The following is a 19276-nucleotide window of genomic DNA, read 5'->3' on the forward strand; positions in this document are numbered from 1 at the left end:
AGTCCTTCCGGGGCGCGCGACTGCCCGTGGCGCTGAGCGCCGCGCTGTCCGACTCGCTGCGGGTTCGCGGCCGCAGCGAAGGCGTGACGCCCTTCATGCTGTTGCTGGCGGCCTGGCAGGTGCTGCTGTCGCGCTACAGCGGGCAGGACGACATCAGCGTGGGCACGCCCATCGCGGGGCGTAACCGCACGGAGCTGGAAGGGCTCATCGGCTTCTTCGTCAACACGCTCGTGCTGCGGACGCGGTTCGACGGCGAGCCCACGTTCCGCGACGTGCTGGCGCGGGTGCGCGAGACGACGCTCGGGGCGTTCACGCACCAGGAGGTCCCGTTCGAGAACCTGGTGGAAGCGCTGAGCCCGGAGCGGGACCTGCGCCGTCCGCCGTTGTTCCAGGTGATGTTCGCGCTCCAGCAGAAGGCGTTGACCGAACAGCGGCTGCCCGGGCTGTCCCTGCGTCCCCTCGACGCGGATGACCGCACGGCCAAGTACGAGCTGACCCTGTCGCTGTCGGACTCGCCGACGGGGTTCGCGGGGTCGATTGAGTACAACACCGACCTGTTCGACGCGGTGACGGTGGAGCGGATGGCGGGGCACCTGGAGGTGCTGCTGTCGGCCATCGCGGCGGACCCCGACGCGAAGGTGGCACGGCTGCCGCTGCTGACGGCGGAGGAGCGCCAGCGGCAGGTGGTGGCGTGGAACGCGACGCGCACGGCGTACCCGAGGGAGCAGTGCATCCACGCGCGGGTGACGGCGCAGGTGGAGCGCACGCCGGATGCGTTGGCGCTGAGCTTCGCCGGAGCGCAGCGCACGTACCGTCAGGTGGAGACGCGGGCGAACCAACTGGCGCACCGGCTGCGGAAGCTGGGCGTGGGACGGGGCTCGCGCGTGGGCCTGTGCGTGGAGCGCGGCGTGGGGATGGTGGAGGGGATGCTGGGCATCCTCAAGGCGGGGGCGGCGTACGTGCCGCTCGACGCGAGCTATCCGCCCGAGCGACTGGCCTTCATGGTGCAGGACGCTGGCGTGGAAGTCCTGGTGACGCAGGCGTCGCTGCGCGGCGCGCTGCCCGAAGGCCCGTCACGGGTGGTGGACCTGGACGAAGGCTCGTTGGACGCGGAGCCGACGCACGCGCCGGAGAGTGGCGTGGAGGCGGAGGATCCGGCCTACGTCATCTACACGTCCGGGAGCACGGGAACGCCCAAGGGCGTCTGGGTTCCGCACCGGGCGGTGGTGCGGCTGCTGGTGGAGACGAACTTCATCCAGCTGACCCAGGAGGACCGCATCGCGCAGGCGTCGAATGCTTCGTTCGACGCGGCGACGTTCGAAGTGTGGGGCGCGCTGTTCCATGGCGCGCGGCTGGTGGGCGTGACGCGGGATGTGGCGCTGTCGCCCGTGGCGTTCGCGGCGTACCTGCGGGAGGAGCGCATCAGCGTGCTCTTCGTCACGACCGCGCTCTTCAACCAGTTGGTGGCGCAGTCCGCGGAGACCTTCCAGACGCTGCGCCAGCTCCACGTGGGCGGCGAAGCGGTGGATCCGGGGGCGATGCGCACGGTGCTCGCGCAGGGAGCGCCGGGCACGCTGATGCACGTCTACGGCCCCACGGAGAGCACGACGTTCGCCACGTGGCACGAGGTGAAGGAGGTTCCCGCGGACGCGCTGACGGTGCCCATTGGCAAGGCGCTGTCCAACACGGAGCTGTACGTCCTGGACGCGCGGCTTCAGCCCGTGCCCGTCGGGGTTCCTGGCGAGTTGTACATCGGCGGCGACGGTCTGGCGCTGGGCTACCTGGGGCGGCCGGCGCTGACGGCGGAGAAGTTCGTGCCGCACCCGTTCAGCACGCGGCAGGGGGCCCGGCTGTACCGCACGGGTGACCTCGTGAAGCAGTCACCGGACGGAGCGGTGATCTTCCTGGGCCGCCTGGACTCGCAGGTGAAGGTGCGCGGGTTCCGCATCGAGCTGGGCGAAGTCGAAGCGGCGCTGATCCAGCGCGAGGACGTGCGCGAGAGCGTGGTGGTGGTGCGCGAGGACACGCCGGGCCACCGCCGGCTGGTGGCCTATGTCGTGGGCCAGCCCGGCACGGGAGTGACGGCGGAAGGGTTGCGCGCGGACCTGAAGGCCAGGCTGCCGGAGTACATGGTGCCCGCGGCCTTCGTCGTCCTGGAGGCGCTGCCGCTGACGCCCAACGGCAAGGTGAACCGCAAGGCCCTGCCCCCGCCGGAGCAGGTGGGTCCCGCGGACGAGGCCTACGACGCACCGAAGTCGAGGACGGAAGAGACGCTCGCGGCCGTGTGGGCCCGCGTGCTGGGTGTGGCGAGGGTGGGCGTGCGCGAGAACTTCTTCGCGCTGGGCGGGGACTCCATCTTGAGCATCCAGGTGGTGGCCAAGGCAGGGCAGGCGGGCCTGAAGGTGACGCCGAAGCAGTTGTTCCAGCACCCGACGGTGGAGCAACTAGCGAAGGTGGTGGAGGAAGGGCGCGGGGCGGTCGGGGAACAGGGCGTGGTGGAAGGCGAAGTGGCGCTGACGCCGATCCAGCGCTGGTTCTTCGAGAGGGAACTGCCGCAGGCGCACCACTTCAACCAGGCGGTGCTGCTGGAGGCGAAGGAGGGAGTGGAGGCGGAGCGGTTGGAAGAGGCGCTGCGAGCGCTGGTGGTGCATCACGATGCGCTGCGGATGCGCTACGCGCGCGGCGCCACGGGTTGGACGCAGCACAACGCGGGCCTTGGACACGGGGCCCTGTTGCGACGGCTCGACCTGTCGTCGCTCGCGGAGGACGAGGCGGCCCAGCAGGAGGCGGTGGCTGTCGCCGCGAAGGAGCTCCAGCAGGGACTTCGGCTGGAGGAAGGACTGCTGTTGCGCGCGCTGTTGATGGAGCGCGGAGCGTGCCGGACGTCGCGGCTGTTGCTGGTGGTGCACCATCTGGTGGTGGATGGCGTGTCGTGGCGCGTGCTGCTGGAGGACCTGGGCACGGCGTACGCGCAGCGGCGTGAAGGCCGCGCGGTGGAGTTGCCGCCGAAGACGACGTCCTTCCAGGCGTGGGCGCGCAAGCTGGAGACGTACGCGCGCGGGCCGGAGCTGGAGAAGGAAGCGGCGTGGTGGCTCTCGCAGTCGCAGGAAGTGCCCGCGCTGCCCGTGGATACGACGGGTGAGAACACCGTGGCGTCCGCGCGTGGCGTCGTGGTGGGGCTGGACGCGGAAGAGACGCGGGTGCTGCTCCAGGAAGTGCCAGCAGCGTACCGGGCCAGCGTGAACGAAGTTCTGGTGGCGGCGCTGGCGCGCGTGCTGACGCAGTGGACGGGGCAAGCGCAGGTGCGGGTGGACGTGGAAGGCCACGGACGCGAGGAGCTCTTCGCGGACGTGGACGTGACGCGCACGGTGGGCTGGTTCACGTCGCTGTATCCGGTGGTGCTGGAAGTGCCGGGAGCGGCCACGCCGGGCGACACGCTGCGGGCGGTGCGGGACACGCTGCGACAGGTGCCGGGCAAGGGCGTGGGCTACGGGCTGTTGCGCTACCAGGGCCCTGCGGCGGTGGTGGCGAAGTTGAAGGGGGCGCCGAAGTCGCAGGTGGCCTTCAACTACCTGGGGCAGTTCGACGCGCTGGCGACGGGCGCGGGCGGCTTCACGTTGGCGAAGGAGTCGTCGGGCCCGGCGATGGGGCAGGGCGGTCAGCGAAGCCACGTGCTGGAAGTGAACGGGCTGGTGGTGGGCGGCCGGCTGGAAGTGACGTGGACGTACAGCGAAGCACTGCACGCACGGGCCACGGTGGAAGCGCTGGCGCGCGCTTACACGGAGGCGCTGCGGTCGCTGGTGGCGGGCCGGCAGACGCAGGACGCGGCGAAGTACACGCCGGCCGACTTCCCGCTGGCGAAGCTGGATGCACGGTCGCTCGCGCGAGTGCAGGCCGTGACGACGGACCTGGAGGACCTCTACCCGCTGTCACCGATGCAGCAGGGCATGCTCTTCCACGCGCTGCTGGCGCCGAAATCGGGTGTGTATTTCGAGCAACTCTCCTGGGCCTTCCATGCACAGCTGGACGCGCGAGCGCTGCGGCGTGCGTGGGAGGAGTTGGTGGCACGCAATGCCGTGCTGCGCACGACGCTCCTCTGGGAAGGGCTGGACGTGCCGTTGCAGGTGGTGCGCCGTCACGCGGTCCTGCCGTGGGCGGAGCTGGATTGGAGCGGCCAGTCGTCCGAGTCCCAGCGGCAGCAGCTGGACACCTTCCTGGAAGAGGATCGGGCCCGGGGCTTCGACCTCGTGGCAGGCCCGCTGTTGCGCGTGGCGCTGGTGCGCCTGGACACGAACGTCCACCGGCTCGTCTGGAGCTTCCACCACACCCTGCTCGACGGTTGGAGCCTGGGCCTGGTGATGCAGGACCTGTTCGGCTTCTACGACGCCTTCACGCGCGATCAGCCAGCGCTGGCCACGGCGCGTCCCGCGTTCCGGGACTACATCGAATGGTTGGGTCGGCAGGAGCCGGCGCGCTCGGAGGCGTTCTGGCGCGAGCGGCTCGCGGGCTTCACTGCTCCCACGCCGCTGCCCCTGGACAAGGGCGCGGGCTTCAACGACAGCGAGGCGGTCCACCAGCACGGCTCGCAGGAGATTGCCCTCCTGGCGGAGACCACCACCGCCCTGGAGTCCTTCGCGCGTCGCCACCAGCTCACGCTGGGCGCGGTGGTGCAGGGCGCGTGGGCGCTGCTGCTGAGCCGCTACAGCGGTGAGCAGGACGTCGTCTTTGGCACCACCGTCTCGGGCCGCCCCTCGGAGCTTCCAGGGGTGGAGGGGATGATGGGCCTGTTCATCAACTCCCTTCCGCTGCGCGTGCGGCTCGCGCCGGAAGACACGCTGGTGTCCTGGCTGCGCGGCATCCAGACGCAGCAGGTGGCGCTGAGCGCGCATGAGCACTGCCCGCTGGTCCAGGTGCAGGGCTGGAGCGAGCTGCCCCGCGGACAGCCGCTTTTCGAGAGCCTCGTCGTCGTCGAGAACTACCCCATCGACGAGGCCATCCAGCAGCGGGCCCGCGGCCTGGACGTGCGCGACTTCGAGGGCCGCGAGCGGTTGACCCTGCCGCTGGCGCCCGCCGTGTTGCCCGGTGAGAAGCTGGGTCTGCGTCTGTCGTACCAGTTGTCGCGCTTCGACGCGGAAGCCATCACCCGCTTGATGGGCCACTGGCGCACGGTGCTGGAGGGCATCGCCGTCGCGGCCCCGGACTCCCACGTCCGCGACCTCTCGCTCCTCACGCAGGGCGAACGGCACCAGGTGCTCAAGGGCTGGAACACCGCCGTCGCGCCCCTGGAGGACGAGGCTTCGCTGCACGGCCTCTTCGAGGCGCAGGCGGAGCGCACGCCGGACGGCATCGCCGTGGAGCTGGGCGACACGCGCTGGACCTACGGTGAGCTGAACGCACGCGCCAATCAACTGGCCCGCCAGCTGAGGCTCCTGGGCGTCGGGCCGGAGGTCCGCGTGGGCGTGTGCCTGGAGCGCTCCCCCGAGCTGCTCATGGCCCTGCTGGGCATCCTCAAGGCGGGCGGGGCCTACGTGCCCATGGATCCCGACTATCCGTCGCACCGGCTCGCGTTCCTGTTGGAGGACTCGCGCGTCCCGGTGCTCGTCACCCGCGAGTCCATCGCCGACGAACTGCCTTCACGAGGAGAGCAGCTGCTCTGCGTGGACTCCGACGCCGCGAGCCTCGCGCGCCAGGGCACCGGCAACCTGGGCACCTTCGCCGGGGGTCGTCACCTGGCGTACGTCATCTACACGTCGGGCAGCACGGGCCAGCCGAAGGGCACCCTCATCGAGCACCGGGGCATCGTCAACACGCTGGCCCACGCCGTGCGGGACTTCGATGTGGGGCCCGGCACGCGCACGCTCCAGTTCGTGTCGATGAGCTTCGACGTGTCGCTGCTGGAGATCTTCTCCACGATCGCGGCCGGCGGGACGCTGGTGCTGGCGCCTCGCGAGGCCCTCCAGCCCGGGCCCGAACTCGCGCGGTTGATGCGCGAGCGCAACATCACCACCTCCGTGCTGCTGCCCTCCACGCTGGCGGTGCTGTCCCCCGAGGACTTCCCCACGCTGCGCACGGTGGTGACGGGCGCGGAGGCGTGCTCGGCGGAGTTGATGGATCGCTGGGCGGCCGGTCGCCGCTTCGTGAACTCCTACGGTCCCACCGAGGCGAGCATCACGGTGACGAGCGCCGTCTGCGTGCCGGGCTCCGGGACGCCGCCCATCGGCCGGCCGTATCCGAACGTGCGCGCCTACGTGCTGGACGCGACGCGCGCTCCGGTGCCCGTGGGCATCGCGGGCGAGTTGTTCATCGGCGGCGTCGGCGTGGGCCGGGGCTACCTGGGCCGACCGGAGCAGACGGCGGAGCGCTTCGTGCCGGATCCGTTCAGCGCCGAACCGGGCGCGCGGCTGTACCGGACGGGAGACCTGGTCCGCTACCGCGCGGACGGAGCGCTGGAGTTCGTCGGCCGCACCGACCACCAGGTCAAGGTGCGCGGCTTCCGCATCGAGCTGGGCGAAATCGAAGCGGTGCTGGCGGGCGCGGGTTCGGTGCGCGAGGCGGTGGTGCTCGCCCGTCAGGACGTGCCCGGCGACCGACGCCTCGTGGCCTACGTCGTGGCCCAGGAGGACGAGACGGTGGACGTGGCTGCTTTGCGGCGCCACCTGGACGAGAAGCTGCCCGAACACATGGTGCCGTCTGCGTTCGTGGTGCTGGACGCGATGCCGCTCACCCCGAACGGCAAGGTGGACCGCAAGGCCCTGCCCGCGCCGGACGCGGTGCGCGCGGAGCAGGGACCGACGTATGTCGCACCCCGCACGCCGGTGGAGGAGACGCTGGCCGCGACCTGGCGCGAGCTGCTGGGCGTGTCCCAGGTCGGCATCCACGACGACTTCCTGGAGCTGGGAGGCCACTCGCTGTTGGCGACGCAGGCCATCTCGCGCATCCGCGCCGCGCTCGGCGTGGAGCTGCCGCTGCGTGCATTGTTCGAGGCCCCCACCGTGGCCGCGCTCGCCCTGCGGGTAGAGGCCGCCCGTGCGCAGGTGTCGCCCCGGGTGCCCGCGCTGACGGCGGTGCCGCGCACCGGCCCGCTGCCGTTGTCGTTCGCGCAGCAGCGCTTGTGGTTCCTGGAGCAGCTGGAGCCGCAGGGCGCGCTCTACAACATCCCGAGCCTCCTGAAGCTGGAGGGAATCCTGGACGTGAGCGCGCTGGAGCACGCGTTCAACGCCCTCATCCACCGGCACGAAGGCTTGCGGACGACGTTCCACGCCGAGGACGGAAAGCCCTTCCAGCGCATCTCCGCCGCGCCCGCCTTCCCGCTGGCGGTGGTGGACCTGAGCGGCCTGGACGAGGCCGGCCGTGAGCCGGAGGCCTGGCGACGGGCCCGTGCCGAAGCGCAGCGACCGTTCGACCTGAGCCACGGTCCGCTCCTGCGCGTCACGTTGCTGCGCATGGCGGAGCGGGAGCACCTGCTGCTCCTGACGATGCACCACATCGTGTCCGACGGCTGGTCCGCGGGCGTGTTGGTGCGGGAGTTGGTCGCGCTCTATGCCGCGCGCATCGCGCAGCGTGAAGCGGTCCTGCCCGCGCTGCCGTTGCAGTACGCGGACTACGCGGTGTGGCAGCGCGGCTGGCTCCAGGGCGAGGCACTGGAGGAGCAGGTCGGCTGGTGGCGGCGCGAGCTGGAGGGAGCCCCGGCCGCGCTGGAGCTGCCGACGGACAAGGTGCGGCCGGCGGCGCCCACGGCGATGGGTGGCTCGGTGTCCGTGCGGTGGTCGAAGTCATTGACCGACGCGTTGAGGGCGCTGGGACGCAAAGAAGGCGCGACGCCGTTCATGGTGTTGCTCGCGGCGTGGCAGGTGCTGTTGTCGCGCTACAGCGGTCAGGGCGACATCAGCGTGGGCACGCCCGTGGCGGGCCGTACGCAGTCGGAAGTGGAAGGGCTCATCGGCCTGTTCCTCAACACGCTGGTGCTGCGCACGCGGCTGACTCCGGCCGACAGGTTCCGCGAGGTGCTCGGGCGCGTGAAGGAGACGACGCTGGGAGCGTTCGCGCACCAGCAGGTGCCGTTCGAGCGACTGGTGGATGCGTTGCGCCCGGAGCGCGACCTGGGCCGCACGCCGCTGTTCCAGGCGATGCTCGTGCTCAACACCGAGGTCGACACCGAACTGACGCTGCGCGACCTGAAGCTGCGCCGCCTGGAGCTGGAGAACCAGCAGGCCAAGTTCGACCTGAACCTGTCGCTGAGTGATGCGCCGGAAGGCTTCCAGGGCGCGTTGACGTACAGCACGGACCTGTTCGAGCGCTCGACGGTGGAGCGGATGGTGGAGCACCTGCGGGTGCTGCTGGAGGGCATCGCGGCGAACCCGGACGCGTCCGTGGGAGCCCTGCCGCTGATGGACGCCGCCGAGCGTCAGCAGGTGCTGAAGACGTGGAACCAGACGGCGGAAGCGGTGCCGTCGGAGTGCATCCACACGCTGTTCGAGGCGCAGGCGAAGCGAGTGCCCGGAGCCGTGGCGGTGGTGGCGGAGGGCCGTCAGCTCACGTACGCGGAGCTGGATGCCCGAGCCAACGGAGTGGCGAAGCGACTGCGAGCCCTGGGCGTGGGTCCCGAGGTCCTGGTCGGCCTCTACGTGGAGCGCACGGTGGAGTCCGTCGTGGGCATGCTCGGCATCCTCAAGGCCGGGGGCGGATACGTGCCCATGGACACGTCGTTCCCCACGGCGCGAGTGAAGGCAATCGCCGAGGACGCGGGGCTGCGAGTGGTGGTGACGCAGCGGGTGTTCGCGGGAGCGGTGGCGAACCTGGGATGCCAGACGCTGATCGTGGAGGAGGTCTCCGCGGACACGACGCGCGTGGAGTCGGGCGTACGGAGTGAAAACCCCGTGTACGCCATCTTCACGTCGGGCAGCACGGGCCGCCCGAAGGGCGTGGTGGTGGAGCACCGGCAGTTGGCCAACTACGTGGAGAGCATCCGAGGCCGGCTGAAGCTGACGGAAGGAATGAGCTTCGCGTCGGTGACGACGCTGGCGGCGGACCTGGGGCACACGGCCGTCTTCCCGATGCTGTGCGGAGGCGGGACGCTGCACCTGGTGGCGAAGGACGTGGCGTCGGACGCGGAAGCGCTGGGCGCGTACATGCAGGCGCACCGGGTGGAGGGCTTGAAGGTGGTGCCCTCGCACCTGAGGGCCCTGCTGAGCGGACCGAATGCGAAGCAGGTGCTGCCGCTGAAGCGCCTGGTGGTGGGCGGCGAGGCGTCGGACAGGGCGTTGGTGGAGACGGTGCAACGGCTGGCACCGGAGTGCGCCGTCTTCAACCACTACGGCCCGACGGAGACGACGGTGGGCGTGCTGACGAATCCCGTGGAAGGCGCATGGGACGAAGGCGCGGTGACGCTGGCGCTGGGCCGCCCCATTGGGAATGCACGGATGTACGTGCTGGACGCGAGCGGGCGTCCGGTGCCGCGAGGGGTGGCGGGGGAGCTGTACGTGGGCGGCGCGGTGGTGACGCGCGGGTACGTGGGCCGGCCGGAACTCACTGCGGAGCGGTACGTCCCGGACGCGTACAGCGAGGAGCCCGGAGCACGGCTGTACCGGACGGGAGACAAGGTCCGGCAGCGGGAGAACGGGAAGCTGGAGTTCCTGGGCCGCGTGGACTTCCAGCTGAAGGTGCGCGGATACCGCGTGGAGTTGGGCGAGGTGGAGGCGGGGCTGAGCGCATGCGAAGGCGTGCGCGAGGCGGTGGTGGTGGCGCGTGAGGACGTGCCCGGGGACAAGCGGCTGGTGGGGTACGTGGTGGCGAAGCCGGGCCACACCGTGGACGTCACGACGCTGCGAAGCGAGCTGAAGGGACGATTGCCGGAGTACATGGTGCCGTCGGCCCTGATGGTGTTGGAAGCCCTGCCGCTCAACGCCAACGGCAAGGTGGACCGCAAGGCCCTGCCCGTGCCCGACGCCGACTCGGAGCCGCGCGCCCGGGAGTTCGTCGCCCCGCGCAGTGAGCTGGAGCAGCAGCTGGCGGACATCTACTCCGAGCTGCTGGGAGTGAAGCGCGTGGGCATCCACGATGGCTTCTTCGAACTGGGTGGCCACTCGCTGCTGGCGACGCAGGCCATCTCGCGGATCCGGCGGACGTTCGAAGTGGAGCTGCCCCTGCGCAAGCTGTTCGAGTCGCCCACCGTGGAGACGCTCGCGGTGCTCGTGATGGAGGCCCAGGCCGCGCAGGTGGATCCCGCGGAGCTGGAGCGACTGATGGCGGAGATGGAAGAACTGTCCAGTGACGAGGCGCAGGCCCTCCTGGACGCGGAACCGGCGCACGACAGGAAGACTTCCAATGAGTGACACCTCGAAGCGTTTCTCGTCCCTGTCACCCGAGAAGCAGGACCTGTTGATGCGCAAGCTGCGCCAGAAGAGCGCGGGCGCTCCTGCCGCGACGCTGGTGGCGCGTCCCAGGAACACGGCGTCCCATCCGCTGTCCTTCGCGCAGCAGCGGCTGTGGTTCCTGGATCAGTTCGATCCGCAGAACCCGCAGTACAACATCCCGCTCGCGGTCCGGCTCGATGGCGTCCTGGACGTCCCCGCGCTCCAGCGCTGCCTGGATGAGCTGGTCCGTCGTCACGAGGTGCTCCGCACGACGCTGCGAGCGGAGGAGGGTGGCGCGGCGCAGGTCATCGTGCCCCCCGCGCCCGTGGCGATTCTCGAGGTGGATCTCCAGGCTCTTCCCGTCGAGGCACGTGAGGCGGAAGCCCGCCTGCGCGTGTTCCGGGATGTGCAGCAGCCCTTCACGCTCTCCGTGGGGCCGCTGTTGCGCGCGATGCTGCTCAAGCTCAGCGCGACGGAGCACGTGTTGCTCCTGACCCTGCACCACGTCATCTCCGACGGCTGGTCGCGCGGCATCTTCCTGCGCGAGCTGCTCGCGCTCTACGGTGCGTTCAGCCAGGGCAAGCCGTCGCCGCTGCCGGAGCTGGCGCTCCAGTACGTGGACTACGCGACGTGGCAGCGCGAATGGCTCCAGGGCCCCGTGCTCGACGCGCAGCTCGCGTACTGGCGCAAGCAGCTGCTCGGAGCCACGCAGGCCATTGAGCTGCCCACGGACCGGCCCATCCCCGCGATGCCGTCGGTCAACGGCGCGGTGGTGTCCGCGCACTTCCCCCGCGAGGTGGAGGCGGCGCTGAAGGCTCTGGGGCAGAAGGAGGGCGCTACGCCCTTCATGGTGCTGCTCGCCGCGTGGCAGGTGCTGCTGTCGCGCTACAGCGGGCAGACGGACGTGAGCGTCGGCTCGCCCATCGCGGGTCGCAACCGCGCGGAGCTGGAAGGGCTCATCGGCTTCTTCGTCAACACGCTGGTGCTGCGCTCGAACCTGGAGGGCAACCCCTCTTTCCGTGAGCTGCTGCGTCAGGTGAAGGAGACGACGCTGGGCGCGTACGCGCACCAGGAGGTCCCGTTCGAGAAGCTGGTGGAGGAGCTGAAGCCGGAGCGCAACCTCAGCCGGTCGCCGCTGTTCCAGGTGATGTTCTCGCTCCAGAACGCGGCGCCGTCCTCCACGGAGGCGACCACGGGCTCGGGACTCACGCTGCGTGCGCTGGAGACCGAAGGCAGCACGGCCAAGTTCGAGCTGTCCCTGGACATGGCGGAGACGGGGCAGGGGCTCGCAGCATCGCTGGAGTACAGCACCGACCTCTTCGACGCGGCGACGGCACAGCGGATGCTGGCGCACTTCGGTGTGCTGCTTCAGGGCATCGCGGCGCAGCCGGATGCACGCGTGCTGGACCTGCCGATGCTGGGGGAGGCCGAGCGGCGTCGAGTGCTGGTGGAGTGGAATGACACCGACGTGGCGCTGCCCGTGGAGCAGGGGATACCGGAGCGCTTCGCGGCCCAGGCGCGCCTGACACCGGATGCGCAGGCGGTGGTGGCACCGGGAGCAGCGGCGCTGAGTTACGGCGAGCTGGACGCGCAGGCGAACCAACTGGCGCACCACCTGCGAAGCCTGGGCGTAGGCCCCGAAGTGCTGGTGGGCGTGTGCCTGGAGCGCACGCCGCGCCTGCTGGTGGCGCTGCTGGGCATCCTGAAGGCGGGAGGCGCGTACGTGCCGCTGGACCCGTCCTACCCGGCGGACCGACTGGCGCTGATGGTGTCCGAGTCGCGCATGTCGCTGCTGCTGACGCAGCAGTCGCTGGAAGGCACGGTGGAAGCCCCGGGCCTCCAGCGCTACCTGCTGGACGCGGAAGCCCCCGCACGCGCGGGCCTGTCCATTGAGGCCCCGGTCCGCACGGCACAGCCGGAGAACCTGGCGTACGTCGTCTTCACGTCGGGAAGCACGGGGACGCCCAAGGGCGTGATGGTGTCGCACCAGAGCTGGGCGAATGCGTACCTGGGCTGGGAGCGGAGCTACGCGCTGAAGGAGGAATGCCGAAGCCACCTGCAGATGGCGAGCTTCTCCTTCGACGTCTTCGGCGGGGACTTGTCCCGAGCGCTGTGCTCGGGCGCGAAGCTGGTGCTGTGCCCGCGCGAGTGGTTGCTGGAGCCGAAGAAGCTGCACGGGCTGATGGAAGCGGAGCGCGTCGACTGCGCGGAGTTCGTCCCGGCGGTGTTGCGCGGGCTGTTGCAGCACCTGGAGGAGACGGGCCAGCGACTGGAGGCGATGAAGGTGCTCATCGCCGGCTCTGACGCCTGGTACGTGAATGAGTACCGGCGCATCCGGGGCGTGATTGGCGCGGGGACGCGCCTCATCAACTCGTACGGCATCAGCGAAACCACCATCGACAGCACGTGGTTTGAAAGCGACGCGCTGGCGGCGGGAGACAACCGGCTGGTGCCGATTGGGAAGCCCTTCGCGAACGTGCGGATGTACGTGCTGGACGCGGCCTTGAAGCCGGTGCCGGCGGGCGTGGCAAGCGAGCTGTACATCGGCGGCGAAGGCGTGACGCGAGGCTACTGCCACCGTCCGGAGCTGACGGCGGAGCGCTTCGTGCCGAATCCCTATGGGGCACCGGGCTCGCGGCTGTACCGCTCCGGAGACAGGGCGCGGCACCTGGCGGACGGGAACATCGAATTCCTGGGGCGCGCGGACACGCAGGTGAAGCTGCGTGGCTTCCGGGTGGAGCTGGGCGAAATCGAATCAGTGTTGGGCAAGCACCCGGCGGTGCGCACGGCGGTGGTGTTGCTGCGGGAGGACCCGCGACGCCTCATCGCGTACGTCGTGGCACCGGAGGGCACGGACAGCGTGCAGCTGCGTGACTTCCTGCGCGAGCGACTGCCGGAGTACATGGTGCCAGCGGCCTTCGTGGTGTTGGACGCGCTTCCGCTGACGCCCAACGGGAAGGTGGACCGCAAGGCCCTGCCGACGCCGGACGGAGCGCAGGAGACGGCGCACTTCGTGGCGCCGCGCACGCCGACGGAGGAGCTGCTGGCTCAGGTGTGGGCACAGGTGCTGGGAGTCGCGCGCGTGGGTGCGGAGGACAACTTCTTCGACCTGGGCGGGCACTCGCTGCTGGCGACGCAGGCGATGTCGCGCGTGCGGAGCGCCTTCGGGGTGGAGTTGCCCCTGCGCGCGCTCTTCGAGGCGCCAACCGTCGCGGCCCTCGCATCACGTGTGGACGAAGCGCTGCGTGCACGGCAGGGCGTGAAGGTGCCGCCGCTGACGCCGACGGTGCGCACGGGTGAGTTGCCGCTGTCGTTCGCGCAGCAGCGCCTGTGGTTCCTGGATCAGCTCCAGCCGGGCAGCGCCGCCTACAACGTGGCCACCGCTGTCCAGCTGGAGGGCACGCTGGACGTGGCCGCCCTGGAGCATGCGCTGACGGAGCTGGTGCGTCGGCACGAGGCCCTGCGCACCACCATCCAGGCGGCTGACGGAACTCCGTTCCAGGCCATCTCCCCGCCGGGAACCCTCGCGTGGGACGTCGTCGACGTGAGCGCGCACCCGGAGCGCGAGGCCGAGGCCCGGCGCCTCGTCGATGCGTGGACGCGTGCGCCGTTCGACCTTGCCCGGGGTCCCTTGCTACGCACGCGACTGGTGCGCACGGGCGAGCGCGAACACGTGCTCGCGATGGTGATGCACCACATCGTCTCCGACGGTTGGTCCATGGGCGTGCTCGTGCGCGAAGTCGTCGCGCTGTACGCGGCCCGGCTCGCCGGACGCCCCTCGCCGCTGCGCGAGCTGGCGGTGCAGTACGTGGACTACGCCGCGTGGCAGCGTGGCTGGTTGAAGGACGAGGTGCTCGACGCGCAGGTGGCGTGGTGGCGGCAGCAGTTGGAAGGGGCGCCCCGGGTCATCGAGCTGCCCACGGATCATCCGCGCACGGCTTCCCCGTTGGTCCGGGGAGCCCGCCGGTCCATGACCCTCTCTCCGGCGCTGCGTGACGCGCTGTGGAGCCTGGGCCGCAAGGAGGGCGTGACGCCCTTCATGCTGCTGCTGGCGGCGTGGCAGGTGCTGCTGTCGCGCTACAGCGGGCAGGACGACGTCAGCGTGGGCACGCCTGTCGCGGGTCGCAACCGCACGGAGCTGGAAGGGCTCATCGGCTTCTTCGTCAACACGCTGGTTCTTCGCGCCCGGCTGGGCGGTGAGCTCACGTTCCGGGAGCTGCTCAAGCAGGTGCGGGAGACGACGCTCGGCGCGCAGTCGAACCAGGAGGTGCCGTTCGAGAAGCTGGTGGAGGTGCTGCGCCCCGAGCGCGACCTGTCCCGCCCGCCGCTGTTCCAGGTGATGTTCACGTTCCAGAACGCCCCCCCGGCCGAGGCGATGCTCCCGGGTGGGTTGCGCCTGCGCCCGGTGGAGACCGGCACCGACGCGGCGAAGTTCGAGCTGGCGCTCTCCCTGGCGGACTCCGCCGACGGCCTGCTCACAGCGATCGAATACAGCCCGGACCTCTACGACGACACCACCGCGGCGCGGATGCTCGCCCACCTCCAGGTCCTCCTGGCGGCCATCGTGGAAGAGCCCGGCCAGCGAGTGAGCGACCTGCCCCTGCTCCCGGAAGCGGAGCGCCAGCAGGTCCTCGTGGAGTGGAACCACACCGCGCGCGACTACGCGCGGGACGCCTGCGTGCATCACCTGTTCGAGGCCCAGGCCGCGCGCACGCCGGATGCGGAAGCCGTGCGCTTCGAGGGCGAAGTCCTCACGTACGCGCAGCTCGACCGTCAGGCCAATCAGCTCGCGTGGCACCTGCGCGAGCTGGGCGTGGGGCCCGAAGTGCGCGTGGGCCTGTGCGTGGATCGCTCGCCCCGGATGGTGGTGGGCCTGTTGGGCATCCTGAAGGCCGGTGGCGCGTACGTGCCGCTGGATGCGGCATACCCGGCGTCGCGGCTGCGCTACATGCTGTCCGATGCAGGGGCGCCCGTGCTCGTCACGCTGAAGCGGTTCGCGGAAACGCTGCCGCTCGCGGATGAGCGCGTGGTGCTGCTGGACGCCGACGAGGCCCGGGTGCGCGCGCATCCGGAGACGCCGTGCGACGCGGGCGTGGCGGCGGGACACCTCGCGTACGTGCTCTACACGTCGGGCAGCACCGGTCAGCCCAAGGGCGTCATGGTGCCGCACGGCGGGTTGAACAACTACGTCGCCTGGGCCCTGGAGGCGTATGGGCTGGGGCAGGGCATTGGCGCGCCGGTGCACTCGCCGGTGGTGTTCGACCTGACGGTGACGAGCCTGCTGGTGCCGCTCGTCGCGGGGCGCGGCGTGTGGCTGCTTCCGGAGTCGGACGGGGTGGAGGGCCTGGCCCGGTCGCTGCGAGCCCGCGCGGACTACACCCTGGTGAAGCTGACGCCGGCGCACTGGGAACTCCTGCGCCAGACGCTGCCGGCCTCCGAGGCGGCGGGGCGCGTGGGTGCCCTGGTGGTGGGCGGCGAAGCCCTGCCTCCCGCGAGCCTGGACTTCTGGCGGAAGCACATGCCGGGCACTCGGCTGATCAACGAGTACGGCCCCACGGAGACGGTGGTGGGGTGCGCGGTGTACGACGTGCCGCGCGACGCGGACGTGTCTGCCGGAGTGCCCATCGGGCGGCCCATCGCGAACACCCGGCTGTACGTGCTGGATGCGCGCCTGCGTCCTGCGCCGCTGGGCGTCGCGGGCGGGCTGTACGTCGGTGGCGACGGCGTGACGCGCGGCTACCAGCAGCGGCCGGAGCTGACGGCGGAGCGCTTCATCCCGGATCCGTTCAGCGCGGAGCCGGGCGCGCGGATGTACCGCACGGGCGACGTGGCGCGGTGGCGGGCGGACGGGCAACTGGAGTACCTGGGCCGCGCGGACTTCCAGGTGAAGGTGCGGGGCTACCGCATCGAACTGGGTGACATCGAAGCCGCGCTGTCGAGGCAGGCCTCGGTGCGCGAGTCGGTGGTGGTGGTGCGCGAGGACGTGCCGGGAGACAAGCGGCTCGTGGGCTACGTCACGGGCGAGGCGGTGGACGTCGCCGTCCTGCGTGCGTCGCTCCAGGAGCAGCTGCCGGCGTACCTGGTGCCGTCGGCCCTGGTGGTGCTGGAAGCGCTGCCGCTCACGTCGAACGGCAAGGTGGACCGCAAGGCCCTCCCGGCGCCGGAGGGCGAGTCGCGCAAGGACTCGGACACGGGCGGCCTTCGCACGCCGACCGAAGAGCTGCTCGCGGGCCTCTTCGCTCAGGTGCTGGGCGTGGAGCGCGTGGGGCTTCGGGACGACTTCTTCGAACTGGGCGGACACTCGCTGCTGGCGACGCGCGTGGTGGCGCGGGTGCTCGGGCTCTTCGGTGTGGAGCTGCCGCTGCGTGAGCTGTTCGACGCGCCCACGGTGGAGAAGCTGGCGCGCAGGGTGGAGGCACGGACGCAGGCCGGTGACGCGCGGCCGGCTCCGGCGCTGGTTCGGGTGCAGCGCACGGACGCGCTGCCCCTGTCGTTCGCGCAGCAGCGGATGTACTTCCTGGAGCAGTTGGAGCCGGACAGCCCGCTCTACAACATCCCGAACGTCCTCCGCCTGGAGGGCACGGTCGACGCGGCGGCCCTGGAGCGCGCGTTCGATGCACTCCTCCAGCGTCACGAGGGCTTGCGGACCACCTTCCACACCGACGCGGAGGGACGCCCCTTCCAGCGCATCGCCCCCGAGCTGAAGTCGGGACTGCTGCGATTGGACCTGCGCGACCGCCCTGACACCGAGCGTGAGGAGGGAGCCCGGCGACTGGCGCGTGCCGAGAGTCTGCGTCCCTTCAACCTGGGACAGGGACCCCTGCTGCGCGCGACGTTGGTGCGCACCGGAGAGCGACAGCACCTGCTGGTGGTCGTGTTGCACCACATTGTCTCCGACGGCTGGTCCGCGGGCGTGCTGGTGCGCGAGCTGGGCGCGCTCTACGCGGCCTTCACCGCGGGCCGGCCCTCACCGCTGCCCGAGCTGCCGTTGCAGTACGCGGACTACGCGGCGTGGCAGCGCGAGTGGCTGCGGGACGAGGCGCTGGAGGAGCAGGTCGGCTGGTGGCGGCGCGAGCTGGAAGGAGCGTCGGCCGCGCTGGAGCTGCCGACGGACAGGGTGCGACCCTCGACGTCGACGTCCCGGGGAAGCTCGGTGCCGGTGCGGTGGTCGAAGCCGCTGTCGGACGCGCTGAAGGCGCTGGGACGCCGCGAGGGTGCAACGCCGTTCATGGTGGTGCTGGCGGCGTGGCAGGTGTTGCTGTCCCGCTACAGTGGGCAGGACGACATCAGCGTGGGCACGCCCGTGGCGGGTCGCACGCGGGCGGAGGTGGAAGGGCTCATCGGCCTGTTCCTCAACACGCTGGTGCTGCGCACCCGGTTGACGCCGGAGCTGAACTTCCGGCAGGTGCTGGGCCGCGTGCGGGAGACGACGCTGGGCGCGTTCGCGCACCAGCAGGTGCCGTTCGAGCGACTGGTGGAGGCACTTCGTCCGGAGCGCGATCTGGGCCGCACGCCGTTGTTCCAGGCGATGCTCGTGCTCAACACCGAGGTCGATACGGAGCTGGCGCTGCCCGACCTCACGCTGCGCCCGGAACCCGTCGAGGGCGAGCACACGAAGTTCGAGCTGAGCCTGTCGCTCTCCGCGTCGGACGAGGGCTTCCGGGGTGCGCTCGGGTACAGCACGGAGCTGTTCCAGCGCTCGACGGTGGAGCGGATGGGGGAGCACCTGCGGGTGCTGCTGGAGGGCATCGCGGCGAACCCGGACGTGTCCGTGGGCGCGCTGCCTCTGCTGGACACCGTCGAGCGTCAGTTGGTGTTGAAGACGTGGAACCAGACGGCGGAAGCCGTGCCGTCCGCGTGCATCCACGCGCTGTTCGAAGCACAGGTGGAGCGCGTGCCCGGAGCCGTGGCGGTGGTGGCGGAGGGCAAGCAGTTGACGTACGCGGAGCTGGACGCGAAGGCGAACCGGCTGGCGCGAGCGTTGGTGAAGGAAGGCGTGGGCCCCGAGGTGCTGGTGGGGCTGTACGTGGAGCGCACGGTGGAGTCCGTCGTGGGGATACTGGGCATCCTCAAGGCGGGTGGCGGGTACGTGCCCATGGACACGTCCTTCCCCGCGGCGCGCGTGAAGGCGATTGCGGAGGACGCAAGCCTGCGCGTGGTGGTGACGCAGCGGGCGTATGCCGAGGACGTGGCGGGGCTGGGCTGCACCACCGTCGTCGTCGAAGCGGTGGAAGAGGCGGGCGGGAGCACCGAGCGCGTGGAGTCGGGCGTGCGGAGTGAGAACCCGGTGTACGCCATCTTCACGTCGGGCAGCACGGGCCGCCCGAAGGGCGTGGTGGTGGAGCACCGGCAGTTGGCCAACTACGTGGAGAGCATCCGAGGTCGGCTGAAGCTGACGGAAGGAATGAGCTTCGCGTCGGTGACGACGCTGGCGGCGGACCTGGGGCACACGGCCGTCTTCCCGATGCTGTGTGGAGGCGGAACGCTGCACCTGGTGGCGAAGGACGTGGCGTCGGATGCGGAAGCGCTGGGCGCGTACATGCAGACGCACCGGGTGGAGGGCTTGAAGGTGGTGCCCTCGCATTTGAGGGCGCTGCTGAGCGGACCGAATGCGAAGCGGGTGCTGCCACTGAAGCGACTGGTGGTGGGCGGCGAGGCGTCGGACAGGGCGCTGGTGGAGGCAGTGCAGCGGCTGGCGCCGGCGTGCGCCGTCTTCAACCACTACGGCCCGACGGAGACGACGGTGGGCGTGCTGACGAACCCCGTGGAAGGCACGTGGGACGAAGGCGCGGCGACGCTGGCGCTGGGCCGTCCGATTGGGAATGCACGGATGTACGTGCTGGACGCGAGCGGGCGTTCGGTGCCGCGAGGCGTGGCGGGGGAGTTGTACGTGGGCGGGGCGGTGGTGACGCGCGGGTACGTGG

Annotated in this window: 2 protein-coding genes (1 of these 2 only partly in view); both read left to right on the forward strand. The window is 70.7% G+C overall.

Going from position 1 to position 19276, the window contains the following annotated elements:
* Positions 1–10331, forward strand: the end of a protein-coding gene (locus D7V97_RS06485) for a non-ribosomal peptide synthase/polyketide synthase (protein ID WP_120609721.1). 13723 nt of this gene lie to the left of the window's left edge; 10331 of the gene's 24054 nt are visible here — the last part of the coding sequence; its start codon lies beyond the left edge, outside the window; its stop codon occupies positions 10329–10331.
* A partial coding sequence (locus D7V97_RS06490; protein WP_120609722.1) for a non-ribosomal peptide synthetase occupies positions 10324–19276 on the forward strand: 8953 nt, incomplete at its 3' end. The genes D7V97_RS06485 and D7V97_RS06490, both read left to right, overlap by 8 nt.

Source organism: Corallococcus sp. CA053C (assembly GCF_003611675.1).
Lineage (GTDB): Bacteria > Myxococcota > Myxococcia > Myxococcales > Myxococcaceae > Corallococcus.